Below are 15,800 nucleotides of genomic sequence, written 5' to 3'. Positions count from 1 at the left end.
ATGCCGGGCTTGGCGGCGGGCGCCAATCGGCGGCACCATGGGCGCATGGAGGGAACGATCAGGGCAGCGCCGGCCGCGGTGGCGCCGCCGCGCCCATTCGCGGTCCGCGATTTCCGCTGCCTCTGGGCGGTCGGGCTGGTCGTCTTCCTGGTGCGCTGGCTGGAGATGCTGGCGGTCTCCCTCTTCATCTGGCAGGCCACCGGCTCGGCCTTCCTCGTCGCCATGATGGGCATGCTGCGCATCCTGCCCATGGGGCTGTTCGGCGCGCCGCTCGGCGTGCTGGCCGAGCGGGTGCAGCCGCGCACCGCGCTGCTGGCGATCGTGCTCGCCAGCCTCGCCACCTCCCTCGCCCTCGCCCTGCTGAGCCTCGCCGGGGCGCTCGCCGTCTGGCACCTGGCGGTGGCGAGCTTCATCAACGGCGTCGCCTGGGCGGCCGACAACCCGGTGCGACGGATGATGATCGGCCAGGTGGTCGGCCCCGCCCGCATGGGCGAGGCGATGTCCTTCGACGTCGGCAGCAACAATGCCAGCCGCATGATGGGGCCGACCGTCTCCGGCCTGCTCTTCGCCGCGGTTGGCATCGAGGGCACCTTCATCACCTCCGTCCTGCTCTATGGCGGCGCCCTGATCGCCACCCTGCTGCTGCGCTACCGCACCGCGCCGGCCCCGGCGACCGGGGAGGGGGTGCTGGCGCGGATGGGGGAGGGGCTGGCGGTGGTGCGGCGCTCGCCGCGGCTGCGCGGCACGCTGCTGGTGACGGTGCTGTTCAACGTCTTCGGCTGGCCCTTCACCAGCCTCGTCCCCGTGGTGGCGCAGGACCGCTTCGCCCTCGGCGCCGAGACGACCGGCCTGCTCGCCAGCATGGACGGCGTCGGCGCCTTCCTCGGCGCGCTGCTGATGGCCTGGTTCGCCCGGCCGGCCTGGTATGCCCGGCTCTATGTCGGCGGCCTCGCCCTCTACCTCGCCATGGTCTCGGGCTTCGCCCTCGCGCCCGGCGCGGTCGCGGCCGGCGGGGCGCTGTTCCTGGTCGGCTTCGGCCAGTCGGGCTTCAGCATCATGCAGGCGACGCTGGTCTACCTGCTGGCGCCGCCGGAGGTGCGGATGCGGGTGCTCGGCCTGCTCTCGGTCTGCATCGGCCTCGGCCCCATCGGCTTCCTCGGCCTCGGCCTGCTGGCGGACAGCTTCGGGGCGACCGCGGCCTGCGCCCTCACCGGCATCGCCGGGCTGCTGGTGCTGGCCCTGACCCTGCCGCTCTGGCGTGCCATCCTGGCGCGCGAGGAGGAGACGCCCGCATGACCGACCTGACCATCCGCGAGCTCCGCACCACCCTGCTGCAACTGCCCTGGGCGGCGGATCCCTGGCTCGCCGGCCATGCGCTCGGCGCGACGCGCGACCTGGTGGTGGTGGAGGTCGTCACCGGCTCCGGCCTCGCCGGCATGGGCTATCTGCACCTGCTGAACCTGCCCTTGCAGCGCACCATCGGCGCCTGCCTCGCCGAGGCGATGGCGCCCCGCCTCATCGGCCGCGACGCCACCGAGGTGGAGGGGATCTGGCAGGATCTCTGGCGGGCGACGCTGACCGGCGGGCGCGGCGGCGTCACCATGATGGCGCAGTCGGCGATCGACATCGCGCTCTGGGACGTGCTGGGCAAGGCGGCCGGGCTGCCGCTGCACCGGCTCTGGGGCCATGTGCGCAGCCGCATCCCGGCCTATGGCAGCGGCTGCTTCCGCGGCGCGCTGGGCGAGGGGATGGCGGCCAAGGCGAAGCACTACGTCGACCAGGGCTACCGGGCGATCAAGATGCAGGCGGCGCATATCGGCGATTGGCGCCAGGATGTGCGCAACCTCCGGCTGGTGCGCGACACGGTGGGGCCGGATGTCGAGATCATGATCGACATCAACATGGGCTGGACCGCCGACCAGGCGATCATCGCCGGCCGCGCCTTCCAGGACTACGACCCCTATTGGATCGAGGAGCCGGTGACCGCCGACGACTTCGCCGGCTATCTCCGCTGCGCCGAGGCGCTGACCACGCGCGTCGTCGGCGGCGAGACGCATTTCGGCCGCGCCGACCTGAAGCCGGTGCTGGCGAATCCCCGCCTGCCGATCCTGCAGCCGGACCCGATGCGCGGCGGCCTGACCGAGCTGCGCAAGATCGCCACCGTCGCCGAGACCTGGGGGATGAGCATGGCGCCGCATCTCTTCCCCGAGCTGAACGTGCATCTCCTGGCCAGCATCCCGAACGGCGCCTGGATCGAGCAGATGGGGCTGCTGGACGATCTCTGGGTCGAGCCGCCGCGCTTCGAGGCCGGCCATGCCATCGCCCCGGAGCGCCCGGGCCATGGCCTCGCCTTCAAGCCGGAGGTGCTGCGCGACCACGTCCTGAAAGGGTAGGGGGGGGCGGCCGCGGCGCCGCCCCGGTCACCGCCCCGGCAGGGTCAGGCGGCGAGGGCGTCCAGCGCCGCCTCGACCCCGCCCGCGCGATGCGGCACGCCGCTCACCCGCATCGCCAGCTCGACGGTCGCCAGCGTGCCGAGGATCATCGGCTCGTTCAGGTCGCCGAGATGGCCGATGCGGAAGACCCGGCCGCCGAGCGGCCCGAGCCCGCCGCCGAGCGAGAGGTTGAAGCGCTGCAGCGCGACGCGGCGCAGCGCATCGGCATCGCCGCCCTCCGGCATCAGCACCGCGGTGACGCTGTCGGAATAGCGCGACGGGTCGAGGCAGAAGAGCTGCGGCCCGTCATTGCCCGACCAGCGCTGCACCGCCGCCCGCACCGCGCCGGCGAGGCGGCTGTGGCGGGCGAGGACCTTGTCCAGCCCCTCCTCCTCGATCAGCCGCAGCGATTCCTGCAAGCCGTAGAAGAGGCTGGTCGGCACCGTGCCGAGGAAGCTCTTCAGCGGCCGCTGCAGCATGGCGCTCCAGCGGAAGTAGTGCTTCGGCAGGCGGGACTCCGCATGCGCCCGCATCGCCTTCTCCGAGACGCCGGTGAAGCTGAGCCCGGTCGGCAGCATCAGCCCCTTCTGGCTGCCGCCCACCGCGGCATCGACGCCCCATTCATCCATGCGGAAGTCGAGGCTGCCGAGGGAGGAGATGGTGTCGGCCAGCAGCAGCGCCGGATGCCCGGTCGCGTCCAGCGCCGCCCGCACCGCGGCGACCGGCGTGGTCAGCCCGGTCGAGGTCTCGTTGTGGACCACGCCGACCGCCTTGATGGCATGCGCGGTGTCGGCGGCGAGGGCGGCGCGCACCGCCTCCATCTCCACGCCGCGGCGCCAATCCGCCGGGACGGTGCGCAGCTCGAGGCCGAATTCCTGCGCCATGCGGCCCCAGGATTGCGAGAAATGCCCGCTCTCCAGGATCAGGATGGCATCGCCGGGCGAGAGCAGGTTGACCAGGCTCGCCTCCCAGGCGGCATGGCCGGAGCCGGTATAGAGGAAGACGTGCTGCGTCGTGCGCAGCACCCGCTTCAGCCCCTCGACGCAGCCCCAATAGACCTCGGCGAAGGAGGGATCGTTGAAGTCCACCGTATGATGCGCGGTGGCGAGCAGCACGCTGTCCGGGATGTTGGTCGGCCCCGGATTGGCGAAGAAGTGGCGGCCGCGCGGGCGGGCGGGCTTCGGCGTCGCGCCCATGCTCAGCCCGCCTGGATCGGAAAGGGGTGCTTGCGCAGATAGGGCATGTAGCTCTCCTCCACATCCACCTCGAGCGAGGCCAGCACCCGCACCACCGCGCAGTAGAAGCTCGCGGTCATGGCGAGGTCGACCAGGCTCTCGTTGTCGAGCGCGGCGCGCAGCGAGGCGAAGGTCTCGTAGCCGATCCCCGGCCCGGCATAGACCTCCCGCGCCGCCCGCAGCACCAGCCGCGCGAGGGGCTCCAGCGCCGAGGCCTCGCCGCGGCTCTCGGCCTTCACCGCCTCGATATCCTCGTCGGTGACGCCGAAATCGTAGCCGATCTTGACGTGGTGCGACCATTCATAGGGCGAGCGGGCCAGCCAGCCGACCTGCAGGATCGCCAGCTCGCGCAGCCGCGGATCGAGCTTCGAGCCGTGCCGGATGTACTGGCCGAGCGTGCCGAAGGCGCGCGCCGCGCCGGGATTGTTCACCAGCGCCTTGTGCAGGGTGATCTCGCGCTTCAGCAGGTCCTGGTCCTCCGGCCGGAGGTCGGATTTTTCCAGGTAGGGCAGGCGGGCCAAGGGGCGTCTCCTTCCATATGCGTGCGGCGATGAGGGGCATCGCCGCCCTCGGGCGCCGGCGCGGGCCGGTCTTGTCAGAGGAAGCGGTAGTCGAAGCCGTCGGGGCGGGCGGTGATGCGGCCGGCGGTGCCGCCGGGGAAGTGGATCGGCAGCACCACGGTCGGCGTGTCGACCACCTCGCCGAGGAATTGGCGGCGCGACTCGGCGGCCTGGCGCGGGTCCCAGTCGAAGATGGTGGACCAGTCCGGCTCGCGGATCTGCAGCGCGTGGTGCATGAGGTCGCCGGTGACGACGGCCCGCTCGCCGCGCGAATGGATGTTCACGCAGCAATGGCAGGGCGCATGGCCCGGCGTCGGCGTCAGCGAGATGGTGTCGTCGAGCTGGAAGTCGTCATCGACCAGCAGCGCCTGGCCGGCGGCGACCACCGGCTCGCAGTTGTAGCGCCAGACATTGCCCGGCGGGTTGGCGCCCTGCCGCGTCGCCTCCTCCCAGGCGGCGTATTCCCGCTTGTGGAAGACGTATTTCGCGCGCGGGAAGGTCGGCACCCAGCGCCCGTTCACCAGCCGCGTGTTCCAGCCGCAATGGTCGAGATGCAGATGGGTGCAGAAGACGTAGTCGATGTCCTCGAAGCGCAGCCCCTCGGCCTTGAATCCCTCCAGCCACGGCGCCTTCGGGAAATCCATCGGCGGCGGGTAGCCCTTGTCCTCGCCGGTGCAGGTATCGACCAGGATGGTGTGCTTCGGCGTGCGCAGCACGAAGGTCTGGTAGGTGATGACCATCCGGCCGGAGGCGGGGTCGAAGACCACCGGGTCGAGCTCGGCCAGGTGCCGCGCGCCCTTCGCCTCGTCATAGGCCGGGAACATGTCGGCCGGGCGGCGCCAGGGGCCGTCGCGCTCGACGATGCTGGTGATGCCGACGTCGCCGATCCGCAAGGGCCGCATGGCCATCCTCTCCCCCGTTGCGGGGGAGCCTAGAGCGGATCGGCGGCGGCGCGAAGATGCGGGGGGCGGTGCCGCGCGGCGCCGCGGCGGTCAGGCATCGACATGCTCGGTCGCCCGCACCGAGGGGCGCGCGGCGAAGCCCTCATGCCAGGCGGCGAGCGCCGGGTGCAGGCCGCGCCAGCCGCATTTCGGCCAGCGGAAATCGAGATAGGAGAGGGCGCAGCCGATGGCGATGCGGCCGATGTCCAGGCCCGCGCCGCCGAGCCGCGGCGCCTCCGCCTCCAGCGCCTCGAGCACCGCCGCCTGCTTGGCGGAGAAGCCGTCGAGGATGCGCCGGTCCGGCTGCTCGCGCCCCATCTCGGTGCGGCAGAGCAGCAGGAAGTCCAGGAAGCCGTTGCCCAGCGCATGCCGCCGCAACGCCTCGATGCGGGCCGGGCCGGGGCCGGGGAAGAGCGGCGGGGCGCTGCCGAGCCCGTCGAGATATTCGCAGATGACGAGGGAATCGTAGAGGGTGCTGCCGTCCGGCAGGACCAGGGTCGGGATCTTGCCGAGCGGGTTGCGCGGCAGCAGGGAGAGGTCGGGCCGGGTCAGCGCCACCACCGTCGGCAGGCATTCGATCTGCCCGGCGAGGCCGCGCTCATGCGCCGCCACCATGACCTTGCGGACGAAGGGCGAGCGCGAGGACCAGTGCAGCTGCATCATGCGGCGCCGGGCCCGGCGTGGTGGCGGCCTGCTGGCATCGTGTTCCCCCATCCCGTTCCGGGCCCGTCCGCCCGGGCAGGGGGCCAGTCTGCCCCTGGCGGCGCCGCGGCAGAAGCCCCGGAAGGGGCCGGGCCAAGGGGCGCGCAGGGGGGGATGCCCGGCAACAGGGCGTGCGACCGGCGCGGCGACAGGCCGGCGCGCGGCTGCGGCCCAGGGCAGGGCAGCCAGAATTCAAGAAAGCGCGATGCGCAGGTTTCCCCGCGCCGCGATCCGTCCTGATCGGGAAGGCCTGCCAAGGGGCGGGCAGGCAGGGCAGGCTCGGGGGCGGCGACGCCCCCAGGCTCAGAAGCCCTCGCGCTCCAGGCGCTTGCGCTCGACCTTGCGGGCGCGGCGAACGGCCTCGGCGGCCTCGCGGGCGCGGCGCTCGGACGGCTTCTCGTAATGGCGGCGAAGCTTCATCTCGCGGAAAACGCCTTCCCGCTGCAGCTTCTTCTTGAGCGCCTTCAGCGCCTGATCGATGTTGTTGTCACGGACGACGACTTGCACGCGGCCCAGCCTCCAATCGCTGTGGGACCAATGGGAAATGGCCGCAGGCGGCGGATGGGTCCGGCCGGGTCCCTCCTCGGGACGCCGCGCGGCACCACCCACCGGAATGCGGAGAGGCGGGCTCTAGCACGATTCCTCGCCGGACAGGAAGCCCTCGCCGCCGCGCCCCGGCGCGCCTATGTCCCGGGAAAGCCCGGCTTCCCCTCGGAGCGCCATGTCCATTCTCAAGATCGCCCGCATGGGCCACCCCGTCCTGCTGCGGCGGGCCGATCCGGTCGAGGACCCGACCGATCCGGAGATCCGCCGCCTGATCGCCGACATGGCCGAGACCATGCAGGATGCCGGCGGCATCGGCCTCGCCGCGCCGCAGGTGCATGTGCCGCTCCGCCTCTTCGTCTGGCGCGAGCCGGAGGGCGGCGTCGGCTGCCTCGCCAATCCCGAGCTCGCGCCGCTCGGCGAGGCGGAGGAGAGCGCCTGGGAGGGCTGCCTCTCCATCCCCGGCCTGCGCGGCTGCGTCAGCCGGCCCGCCCGCATCCGCTTCCGCGGCCTCGATGCCGAGGGCGCGCCGGTCGAGGGCGAGGCGGAGGGGATGCTGGCGCGGGTGATGCAGCACGAGGCCGACCATCTCGACGGGGTGCTCTATCCCATGCGCATGCGCGACCATTCCCTGTTCGGCTTCACCGAGGAGCTGGCGCGGACGGCGGGGAGCACCGGCCGGTGATCGAGCGCAGCGACATCCGCGACCGGGCGGTGCGGGCGATGCTGCCCCTGGCCGCGCGCGAGGGCTGGAACCAGGGCACGCTGCGGGCCGGGCTGGCGGCGATCGGCGAGGATCCGGCGCTCGCCCCCAGCCATTTCCCGCGCGGTGCCGTCGGGGCCGTGCTGGCCTGGTTCGACCTGGTGAACCGGGAGACGGAGGCGGCCGCCGCCGCCGAGGGGGTGGCCGGCCTGCGCGTCCCGGCCCGCATCCGGCGGGTGGTGGAGCTGCGCCTCGCGGCCCTGGCGCCGCACAAGCAGGCGCTACGGCGGGCGGCCAGCCTGCTCGCCCTGCCCTGGAACGCCGGCTGCGCCGCCGCCGCGGCCGGGGCGGCGGCGGATTCCCTGTGGCACGCCGCGGGCGATGTCTCGGCGGATTTCTCCTGGTACACGCGCCGCGCCACGCTCGCCGCGATCTATGCCGCCACCATCGCCTGGTGGCTGCGCGACGACGACCCCGGCCTCGCCGGCGCCCTGCAATTCCTCGACCGCCGCCTCGCCGGGCTGGCGCGGCTGCAGGGCCTCGGCCGGCGCGGGCGGCCGCGCGCCGCCTGAGGGCCGCGCCAGGAGGAGGCGAGGGGAGGGGGCAAGGGGAGGGATAGGATCGGGACATCCTGGGCCGGCCCGCCCGCCGCTCCCGGGCGGGCCGCGCCACGCATCCCGGCCATGGGTTTCCCACAGATATGCGAATGCGACCCAATTGCACTTGTAATGACGTCTCGGTAACTTTCCGGATATACTTCTGGAGGCGTCGCCGTGCACCGGGTCCCTGTCCATCCTCGCTCCCGCCGGGCCCGTGCCCTGATGCCAACCCTGTTGCCAGCCATCCTGGCGCTCGGCCTGCCGACCGGCCTGCTCGCCCAGGAGGGCGGCGACCGCGAGGCGGCGAGGGGGACCGTGGCGCTCCCCGAGGTGAACGTGAATGCCGGCGCGCTGCAGGGCCACAGCCCGGTGCGCGGCTATGTCGCCGAGGTCAGCTCGACCGCCACCAAGACCGACACGCCGCTGCTGGAGACGCCGCAATCCCTCTCCGTCGTCACCCGCGACCAGATCGAGGCGCAGGCGGCGCAGAACCTGAACGGCATCCTGCGCTACACGCCCGGCATCGCCGCCGACACCCGCGGCGCCATCGCGCTGCGGCTCGACCAGTTCAGCATGCGCGGCTTCAGCGTGCCGACCTTCCTCGACGGCATGCGGCAATTCGGCGGCCGCGACGCCAATCCGAGCGTCGATTTCTACCGGCTCGAGCGGGTGGACGTGCTGCGCGGCCCGCCCTCGGTGGTCTATGGCCAGTCCTCGCCGGGCGGCCTCGTCAACCTGGTCAGCAAGCGCCCGACCGCCGAGCCCTACCGCGAGCTGCTGCTGCAGGGCGGCAGCTACGGCACCTTCCGCGCCGGCCTCGACCTCAGCGGCGCGCTCAACGCCGACCGCACCGTGCTCGGCCGCGTCGTCGGCTCCTATTACCGCTCCGACACCCAGATCGAGCGGGTGGAGGAGGAGCGCTACTTCATCGCCCCCTCGCTGACGCTGCGCCCCACCGGCCACACCAGCATCACCCTGCTCGGCCTCTACCAGCGCGACCCCTGGGGCGGCGCCTATGGCTCCGTCCCAGCCTATGGCTCGGTGCTCGGCAACCCGAATGGCCGCATCCCGCGCGAGCGCTGGGACGGCGACCCGAATTTCGACCGGCTCGACCGCACGCAATGGCAGCTCGGCTACCTCGCCGAGCACCGCTTCGACGACACCTTCACCCTGCGCCAGAACCTGCGCTACGCGCATAGCGACGGCTATTACCGCCAGCTCTACGGCACCCAGGGGCTGACCCTCGGCCGCGACTACCGCACCATGCAGCGCGGCATCACCGGCACGGATGTCGACCACGACACGCTGACGCTCGACACCCAGCTGCAGTCGCGCTTCGAGACCGGGCCGCTGCGCCACACGCTGCTCACCGGCATCGACTACTACACCAACCGCAACCGCACCTTCAGCGGCTCCTCCAGCAGCGCCGCGCTGGCGCCGAGCTACGACCTCTTCGCGCCCTCCTTCGGCACCGCCAGGATCGGCCCGCTCACCTACCAGACCTGGTCGCGCCAGGTGCAGGACAGCCTCGGCCTCTACGCCCAGGACCAGATCCGGATCGGCCGCGTCGCGCTCCAGCTCGGCGGCCGCTACGACTGGTACAACGCCAATACCCGCAACCTCACCTTCGCCACCGGCGCCCGCACCAGCACCGACCAGGATGCCGGCGCCTTCACCGGCCGCGTCGGCATCGTCTACCTCTTCGACAGCGGCTTCGCGCCCTATTACTCCTATGCCGAGAGCTTCGAGCCGCAGGCCGGCACCTTCGCGCCGGCGCGCGGCGGCGGCCCCTTCGAGCCCACCACCGGCCAGCAGCACGAGATCGGCCTGCGCTACCAGCCGCCCGGCACCAACGCGCTGTTCTCGGCCGCGCTCTACGACCTGCGGCGGCAGAACGTGCTGACGGCCGACACCGCCAACCTCAACTACTCGGTGCAGACCGGCGAGGTGCGCTCCCGCGGCATCGAGGTCGAGGCCAAGACCAGCCTGGCGGCGGGCCTCGATCTGGCCGCCTCCTTCTCCTATCTCGACAACGAGGTGACGGGCAGCAACTCCACCGTCTCGATCAACCGCGGCCTCGCCGGCACCACGGTCGTCACCGGCATCCCGGAGAAGGGCAAGACGCCGGTCGGGGTGCCGAACTGGCTGGCCTCGGCCTGGGCCAGCTACCGCTTCCAGCCGGAGGCGCGGCTGCATGGCCTCGCCCTCGGCGGCGGCATCCGCTATGTCGGCGCGAGCTGGGGCGACACCGCGAACACCCTGCGCGTGCCGGACTACACGCTGGTCGACCTGATGGCGCGCTACGACCTCGGCCAGGTCATCCCGGGCCTGCGCGACACCCAGCTCCAGCTCAACGTCACCAACCTCTTCGACACGCGCTACGTCTCGACCTGCAACACCTATTCCTGGTGCTGGTACGGCTTCGGCCGCAGCGTCATCGCCACGCTGCGGCAGCAGTTCTGAGCGGATCGTAGTCTAGGCAATTGTTTGATGGCGTGAGTCACGCTTTCGGTGACTCCGCCTCACGCGATCACGCTCTAGCCCCAGGCCACGCCGCCGGCCTGCTCGTCCCAGCGCCAGCAGGGCGCCGCGCCGGGGATGCGCACGCCGCCGACCCAGCGCGGCGTCGGGCCGAGGGCCATCCGGTCCCGCCCGCCCGCCAGCACCGCCCGGCCTTCCGGGGTGAGGCTGAGATGCTCGCGCGGCCAGTGCCGGTCCGCCCCCTCGAAGCGGCCGGCGAGCAGCGGCGTGCCGCCGCGCCGCAGCCCCTCGATCACCGCCTGCCCGATGAGGTCGGTCATCCAGGGCAGCGGCTCGCGCTCCATCATCAGGGCGTGGAACACGGCGCCGGCGCTGCGCGGCGCCTCGGCCAGGAGCTGCAGGATCAGCCGCTCGCTCAGGCCGAGCCCGTCGCCGGCCCAGGGGAGTTCCTGGCAATGCCGCCGCAGCGCCCGGCCGAGCTGCGGCAGGTCCGGCGTGCCGGCGGCGAGCGCGGCCAGCGGCCGGGGATCGGGCGCCCGCAGCGCCGCCCAGGCCGCCTGGCCCAGCGCCAGCATCGCCGCCGAAACCGGCACGCGCTCCGCCCAGAGCAGGCGCAGCGCCTCCGGCGGCAATTGCCCGAGGCCGATGAAGCGCGTGCCGCCCGGGTAGTGGCCCGGCGAGATCAGCTCCAGCCGCGCCGGCGGGCGTTCGGCGAAGGCGGCGAGGCAGCGGGCGAGGAGGAGCTGGTCGTAGCTGTCCTGCTCGAACCAGAGCACGACGCGCGGATGATCGGCGGCGGCGAGCAGCGCCGCCTCCTCCCGCTGCCGCCGCGCCGCGATCGCCGCCTGGTCGAGGCCGGTGCCGGCGCTGTAGCTCTGGTGCAGGAAATCGATGCGGGCCTCGAGCCAGTCGGCGCCGGGCAGCACCGGCCCCTGGCAGAGGGGATCGGCATATTCCAGGAACGCGCCGACGAAGCCGGCCTCGCGCAGCCCCGGCGCGATGTCGCAGCCGCAGCGGAGATGCAGCGTCGGCACCGCGCCATCCGGCGGCGGCGCGCCCTGCCGGATGCGGGCGCGGCTGTCCTCCAGCGCGGCGACATGTGCCGCCAGCCACGGCCAGCTCGGCAGGCCGAGCTCGCGGGCGATGACGAGCTGCGCCTCGGCGAGACGCGGCGCCGCCGCCGCGCCGCGCGGATGCCGGCTGCGGAGGCGTTGCAGCGCCGCCGGCTCGCCCGCGCGCAGGGCGGCGAGCAATTCCTTGGCGCGCTTGCGTTGCTGTTCGAGAGTCAGCCGGAACGGCGAGGCCGCGCGCAGCGCCGCGGGTTCGGACGGATCGGCCAAGGCATGCCCCTTCCTCGCGTCTGCGTCCGCCGGCCAGACAGGAAAGGGTGGAGAGGAAAAGCAGGCCGCTCTACCGTTGGTCGTGGGCGCAGCCCTTTCCGCGGACAGGGAGGCTCCGACCGAGCCAGCGGCGCAGGACATCAAGAATCCGCGGCGACGTCAAGCCGACCGATCCGGTTGCATCCCGGGTGAACTCGTAACCGCCTGTTGCGCTCTGGCCATGACGGGGCCTGGCCCTGACGGATCTGGCCATGACAGGACGGGGCACGCATCCATGGCGACGCGCAGGGCATGGCGGTGGGGCTTGGGGGTCGGGCTGCCCCTGCTGGCGCTCGCGCTCTTCCTCGCCCTGTTCCGCTGGGACTGGCTGATCCCGATCATCGAGGCGCAGGCGAGCGCCAAGCTCGGCCGGCCGGTGAAGATCGAGCATCTGCATGTCGGGCTCGGCCGCACCATCACCATCACCGCCGAGGGGGTGCGCGTCGGCAACCCGGCCGGCTTCCCGGAGGACCCGCCCTTCGCCGTGCTGCCGCGCGGCAGCATCGACGTCGCCTTCGCGCCGCTGCTGCGCGGCGAGGTGGTGATCCCCTCCGTCACCCTCGACCAGCCGCAGGTCGAGGTCCTCGGCCGCCCCGATGGCAGCACCAACTACGCCTTCAACGCCTCGGGGCCGGCGGGCGAGGGGGCGGGCGAGGGCGGCCCGAAGATCGGCGCGCTCCGCATCAACGGCGGCAAGGTGCACACCGCCATCGCCGGGCTGAAGGCGGATTTCAACGTCGATTTCCGCACCGAGGAGCCGGCGGAGGGCGATCCGGCGCTGCTCGCCGATGCCAAGGGCACCTATGCGGCGCAGCCGATCGAGGCCCGGCTGCGCAGCGGCGCCATCCTGAACCTGCGCGACCCCAACCGCCCCTGGCCGATCGACCTGCAGCTCGCCAACGGCCCGACCCGGGTGGCGCTGAAGGGGACGGTGCGGGACCCGGTGAAGCTCGCCGGCGCCAATCTGCGGCTCGACATCCGCACGCCGGACATGGCGCTGCTGCGGCCGCTGATCGGCGTGCCGATCGCCCCGACGCCGCCGCTGCACGTCGTCGGCCAGCTCGACTATGCCGAGGGCCGCGCGCGCTTCACCGATGTCGAGGGCACGCTCGGCAGCAGCGACCTCGCCGGCGACTTCACCGTCGGCACCGGCACCCCCACCGTCTTCACCGCCGACCTGCGCTCGAAGCGCGTCGATCTCGCCGATCTCGGCGGGCTGATCGGCGCCCAGCCGGGCCGGGAGGGGACGCCGGGGCAGACCGCGGCGCAGCGGCGCGCCCTGGCCCAGGCGGAGGCCAGCCCGCGGCTGATCCCGACCACGCCGATCAGCGTGCCGAACCTGAAGATGGCCGATGTGCATGTGCGCTACCGCGCCGACAGCATCCGCGGCAAGGGCATCCCCTTCGACGGGCTGGAGGCCAAGCTCGACATCGTCGACGGCGTGATCCGGCTGCAGCCGGGCAAGTTCCGCGTCGGCCGCGGCGAGATCGGCACCGACCTCACCGTCACCCCGCAGGAGAACGGCATGCCGCGCGCGCAAGCGACCTTCGAGCTGCGCCGGGTGGACATCTCGCGCCTGATGCAGGCGGCCGGCGCGACCGGGGCCGGGACCCTGAACGGCAAGGGCCGGCTGGACGCCACCGGCCGCTCGATGTCGGAGATGCTCGGCAACGGCGATGGCGGGCTGACGGTGGTGAGCACCGGCGGCAAGGTCAGCGCCCTCCTGACCGATCTCTCCGGCCTGCAATTCGGCCGGGCGCTGCTCTCGGCCCTCGGCATCCCCGCCGAATCGGATATCGAGTGCATGATCGGCGATGTCAGCCTGCGCCGCGGCGCGCTCTCGGTCGACACGCTGATGCTCGACACCGACACCAACCTGGTGACGGGCGGCGGCATGGCCGGGCTGGGCAAGGAGATCCTCGATCTCTGGCTGCGCACCGACAGCAAGCATTTCAGCATCGGCTCGCTGCCGACCAGCATCAAGATCACCGGCACCTTCAAGGAGCCGGGCATCATGCCCGATGTCGGCGAGCTCGCGGCGCGGGCCGGCGCGGCGACCGGGCTCGGCATCGTCTTCCCGCCGCTCGCCCTGCTGCCGACCATCCAATTCGGCGTCGGCGAGAACGACAAATGCGAGCGGCTGGCCCGGGGCGGCCGGGGCGGCCAGGGCACCGAGGGCAGCGGGCGGCGCTGACCGCCCGCCGGGTCGCGTGATCCGCGCCTCGCGGCGCGGCCGTCCCGGGCGGGCGCGCCCCGGGGCCTATTGCCGGGCGGTCTCGCGCGTCACGCCGGTGGCCCAGGCGAAGCCGACCACGGCGCCCTTCAGGACCGGCAGGACAGCGAGGGTGAGCACGGCGATCAGCGGCAGCCAGATCGCGAACATCACCCACATCGCCGGCGCCCACGCCTTGTCCATCCAGAACATGAAGGGAAGGATCAGGTGCCCGACGAGGAGGAGCGTCAGATAGGGCGGCGCATCGTCGGAGGGGTAGATCGTGTTGTCGGCCCCGCAGGCGTCGCACCTTTCCCGCACCTTGAGGAAGCGCGAGAACAGCCGGCCTTCGCCGCAATGCGGGCAGCGCAGGCCAAGGCCGCGGCGGACACCCACGGCGATTCTGGACGTCTCGGTCATCGGCTGTCTCCTCTGGGTGCCCCTGATCTGGGTGCCCCTGGCGCCTTTGCCATACAATGGCAGAAGATATACATACAATGCGACGGGCAACACGCCCAATATATGGATTGTAGGACTTGTACGCAAGATGACTGCGCCACCGGAGCGCCAGGACAGCGGCTGGGTGCCCGACATCGCGGGCGCCACCGGGCCGCTCTACCGCGCCGTCGCCGATGCCATCGCGGCGGCGATCGCCTCGGGCGCGCTGCGGCCCGGAGCGCGGCTGCCGACCCATCGCGCCCTGGCCCAGGCCCTGGGCCTGGACCTCACCACCATCACCCGCGCCTATGCCGAAGCCCGCCGGCGCGGCCTGCTGGAGGCGACGATCGGGCGTGGCACCTTCGTGCGCCGCCACCGACTGCCCGTCGCGGCGAGCCGGGCCGAGGAGGGCGGCGGCCCCGTGGATCTCGGCATGAACATGCCGCCCCACCCGGCCGGCCTGGCGCTGCCCGACCTCCTGCAGCGCGGCCTCTCGGGCGTGCTGGCGCGCGGCGACGCGCCCGACCTCCTGACCTACCGCACCGGCGCCGGCTCGGCCGAGGAGCGCGCCGCGGGCGCGACCTGGCTGCGCCCGACGCTCGGCGCGGTGGACCCGGCGCGCATCCTGGTCTGCCCCGGCGCCCAGCCGGCCCTGCTGGCCGTCCTCGGCGCCGTGGCCGCGCCGGGCGACACCCTGCTGGCGGATGCCTTCACCTATCCGGGGCTGCGCAGCGCCGCGGCCGCGCTCGGCCTGCGGCTCGTGGGTGTCGCTGCCGATGGCGAGGGCCTGTCCCCCGATGCCCTCGAGGCCGCCTGCCGGGAGACCGGCGCCAGGGCGCTCTACTGCATCCCGACGGTGCAGAACCCGACCACCGCGACCCTGCCGCCGGGGCGGCGGCAGGCCATCGCCGAGCTGGCCCGGCGCCACGGGCTGAGCATCGTGGAGGATGACGCCTACGGGCTGCTGCCCTCGACGCCGCTGCCCGCCATCGGGTCGCTCGCCCCGGACCGCACCTTCCACATCGCAACCCTGTCGAAGGTCCTGACGCCGGCGCTGCGCATCGCCTATCTCGTCGCGCCGGACGCCGCCGGCGCGGCCAGGCTGGCGGGGGCGCTGCGCGCCAACGTGCTGATGGCCTCGCCCTTGCTGAGCGGGCTGACGACGGCCTGGATCGGGGACGGCACCGCGGGCGCGATCCTCGCGGCGATCCGCCGGGAATGCGCGGCGCGGCAGCGGATCGCGCGCGCCATCCTGCCGCCCGGCTCGTTCGAGGCGCATCCCGAGGGGTTGCATCTGTGGCTGCGGCTGCCGGCCCGCTGGGACCGGCTTCACTTCACCGCCCATCTCCGCCGGCATGGCGGCCTGGCGGTCGTGCCGAGCGACGCCTTCGCCGCCGGCGCCGCGGCGGAACCGGCGCTGGCCGGCCGGGTGCGCGTGTCGCTGGGCGCGGCGCCGGGCCAGGAGGGGCTGCGGGCCGCCCTGCGCGTCGTCGCAAACGCGCTGACGGAGGAGACGCCGGCCCCGTTCGCGGAGGTGGTCTGACGGAGGCGCCCTCGGGACGCCCCCCGAAACCG

Annotated in this window: 14 protein-coding genes; 7 read left to right on the top strand and 7 right to left on the bottom strand. The window is 73.0% G+C overall.

What is annotated here, in order from left to right:
• Positions 1-45 precede the first annotated feature (45 nt).
• Together DOO78_RS11205 and DOO78_RS11200 are read left to right on the top strand one after the other, a co-directional pair.
• Entirely contained in the window at positions 46-1,296 is a 1,251-nt protein-coding gene (locus tag DOO78_RS11205) for an MFS transporter (protein WP_165838839.1), read from the top strand.
• Positions 1,293-2,393, top strand: a complete 1,101-nt coding sequence (locus DOO78_RS11200) for a mandelate racemase/muconate lactonizing enzyme family protein (RefSeq protein ID WP_111469840.1) — start codon at positions 1,293-1,295, stop codon at positions 2,391-2,393. The genes DOO78_RS11205 and DOO78_RS11200 overlap by 4 nt, the downstream gene beginning before the upstream one ends.
• Positions 2,394-2,437: 44 nt before the next feature.
• Here the strand turns inward: DOO78_RS11200 and DOO78_RS11195 are convergent, their stop codons facing one another.
• From DOO78_RS11195 to rpsU, 5 genes are all read right to left on the bottom strand, one after another.
• Positions 2,438-3,628 (bottom strand): pyridoxal-phosphate-dependent aminotransferase family protein, encoded by a 1,191-nt coding sequence (locus DOO78_RS11195; protein ID WP_111469839.1) that lies wholly within the window; start codon positions 3,626-3,628, stop codon positions 2,438-2,440.
• Between the two features lie 2 nt (positions 3,629-3,630).
• A complete protein-coding gene (locus DOO78_RS11190; RefSeq protein WP_111469838.1) occupies positions 3,631-4,188 on the bottom strand; it encodes a carboxymuconolactone decarboxylase family protein in 558 nt (185 codons plus the stop codon).
• 74 nt (positions 4,189-4,262) lie between these two features.
• Entirely contained in the window at positions 4,263-5,129 is an 867-nt protein-coding gene (locus tag DOO78_RS11185; RefSeq protein WP_111469837.1) for an MBL fold metallo-hydrolase, read from the bottom strand.
• A 90-nt stretch (positions 5,130-5,219) separates the two neighbouring features.
• Entirely contained in the window at positions 5,220-5,831 is a 612-nt protein-coding gene (locus DOO78_RS11180; RefSeq protein WP_243634510.1) for a glutathione S-transferase family protein, read from the bottom strand.
• A gap of 342 nt (positions 5,832-6,173) precedes the next feature.
• Entirely contained in the window at positions 6,174-6,377 is a 204-nt protein-coding gene (gene rpsU, locus DOO78_RS11175; RefSeq protein ID WP_007006360.1) for a 30S ribosomal protein S21, read from the bottom strand.
• Between the two features lie 214 nt (positions 6,378-6,591).
• Between rpsU and def the strand changes: the two genes are divergently transcribed.
• The 3 genes from def (at position 6,592) to DOO78_RS11160 (ending at position 10,178) form a co-directional block, all read left to right on the top strand.
• Entirely contained in the window at positions 6,592-7,098 is a 507-nt protein-coding gene (def, locus tag DOO78_RS11170; RefSeq protein ID WP_111469836.1) for a peptide deformylase, read from the top strand.
• Positions 7,095-7,688 carry a COQ9 family protein gene (locus DOO78_RS11165; RefSeq protein WP_243634509.1) on the top strand — a complete coding sequence of 198 codons (594 nt, stop codon included), beginning with the start codon at positions 7,095-7,097 and terminating at the stop codon, positions 7,686-7,688. Before def ends, DOO78_RS11165 begins: the two co-directional genes overlap by 4 nt.
• 249 nt (positions 7,689-7,937) lie before the next feature.
• Positions 7,938-10,178: a TonB-dependent siderophore receptor gene (locus tag DOO78_RS11160; RefSeq protein WP_111469835.1), complete on the top strand. Its 2,241-nt coding sequence runs from the start codon at positions 7,938-7,940 to the stop codon at positions 10,176-10,178.
• A 74-nt stretch (positions 10,179-10,252) separates the two neighbouring features.
• Here DOO78_RS11160 and DOO78_RS11155 read toward each other — a convergent pair whose 3' ends face one another.
• A complete protein-coding gene (locus DOO78_RS11155) occupies positions 10,253-11,536 on the bottom strand; it encodes a DUF1835 domain-containing protein (RefSeq protein ID WP_243634508.1) in 1,284 nt (427 codons plus the stop codon).
• 274 nt (positions 11,537-11,810) lie between these two features.
• Between DOO78_RS11155 and DOO78_RS11150 the strand changes: the two genes are divergently transcribed.
• Entirely contained in the window at positions 11,811-13,769 is a 1,959-nt protein-coding gene (locus tag DOO78_RS11150; protein ID WP_111469834.1) for an AsmA family protein, read from the top strand.
• Between the two features lie 66 nt (positions 13,770-13,835).
• Here DOO78_RS11150 and DOO78_RS11145 read toward each other — a convergent pair whose 3' ends face one another.
• Positions 13,836-14,207, bottom strand: coding sequence for a DUF983 domain-containing protein (locus DOO78_RS11145; protein WP_111469833.1), 372 nt, complete (start codon positions 14,205-14,207; stop codon positions 13,836-13,838).
• A gap of 127 nt (positions 14,208-14,334) precedes the next feature.
• Between DOO78_RS11145 and DOO78_RS11140 the strand changes: the two genes are divergently transcribed.
• On the top strand, positions 14,335-15,768 hold the full coding sequence (locus DOO78_RS11140) for an aminotransferase-like domain-containing protein (protein WP_111469832.1): 1,434 nt from the start codon (positions 14,335-14,337) through the stop codon (positions 15,766-15,768).
• Positions 15,769-15,800 lie beyond the last annotated feature (32 nt).

This window comes from Roseicella frigidaeris (genome assembly GCF_003258945.1).
In the GTDB taxonomy this organism is placed as follows: Bacteria; Pseudomonadota; Alphaproteobacteria; order Acetobacterales; family Acetobacteraceae; genus Paracraurococcus; species Paracraurococcus frigidaeris.
The sequence above is the reverse complement of the archived record's forward strand: the minus strand, read 5'-3'. Positions and strand labels throughout refer to the sequence as shown.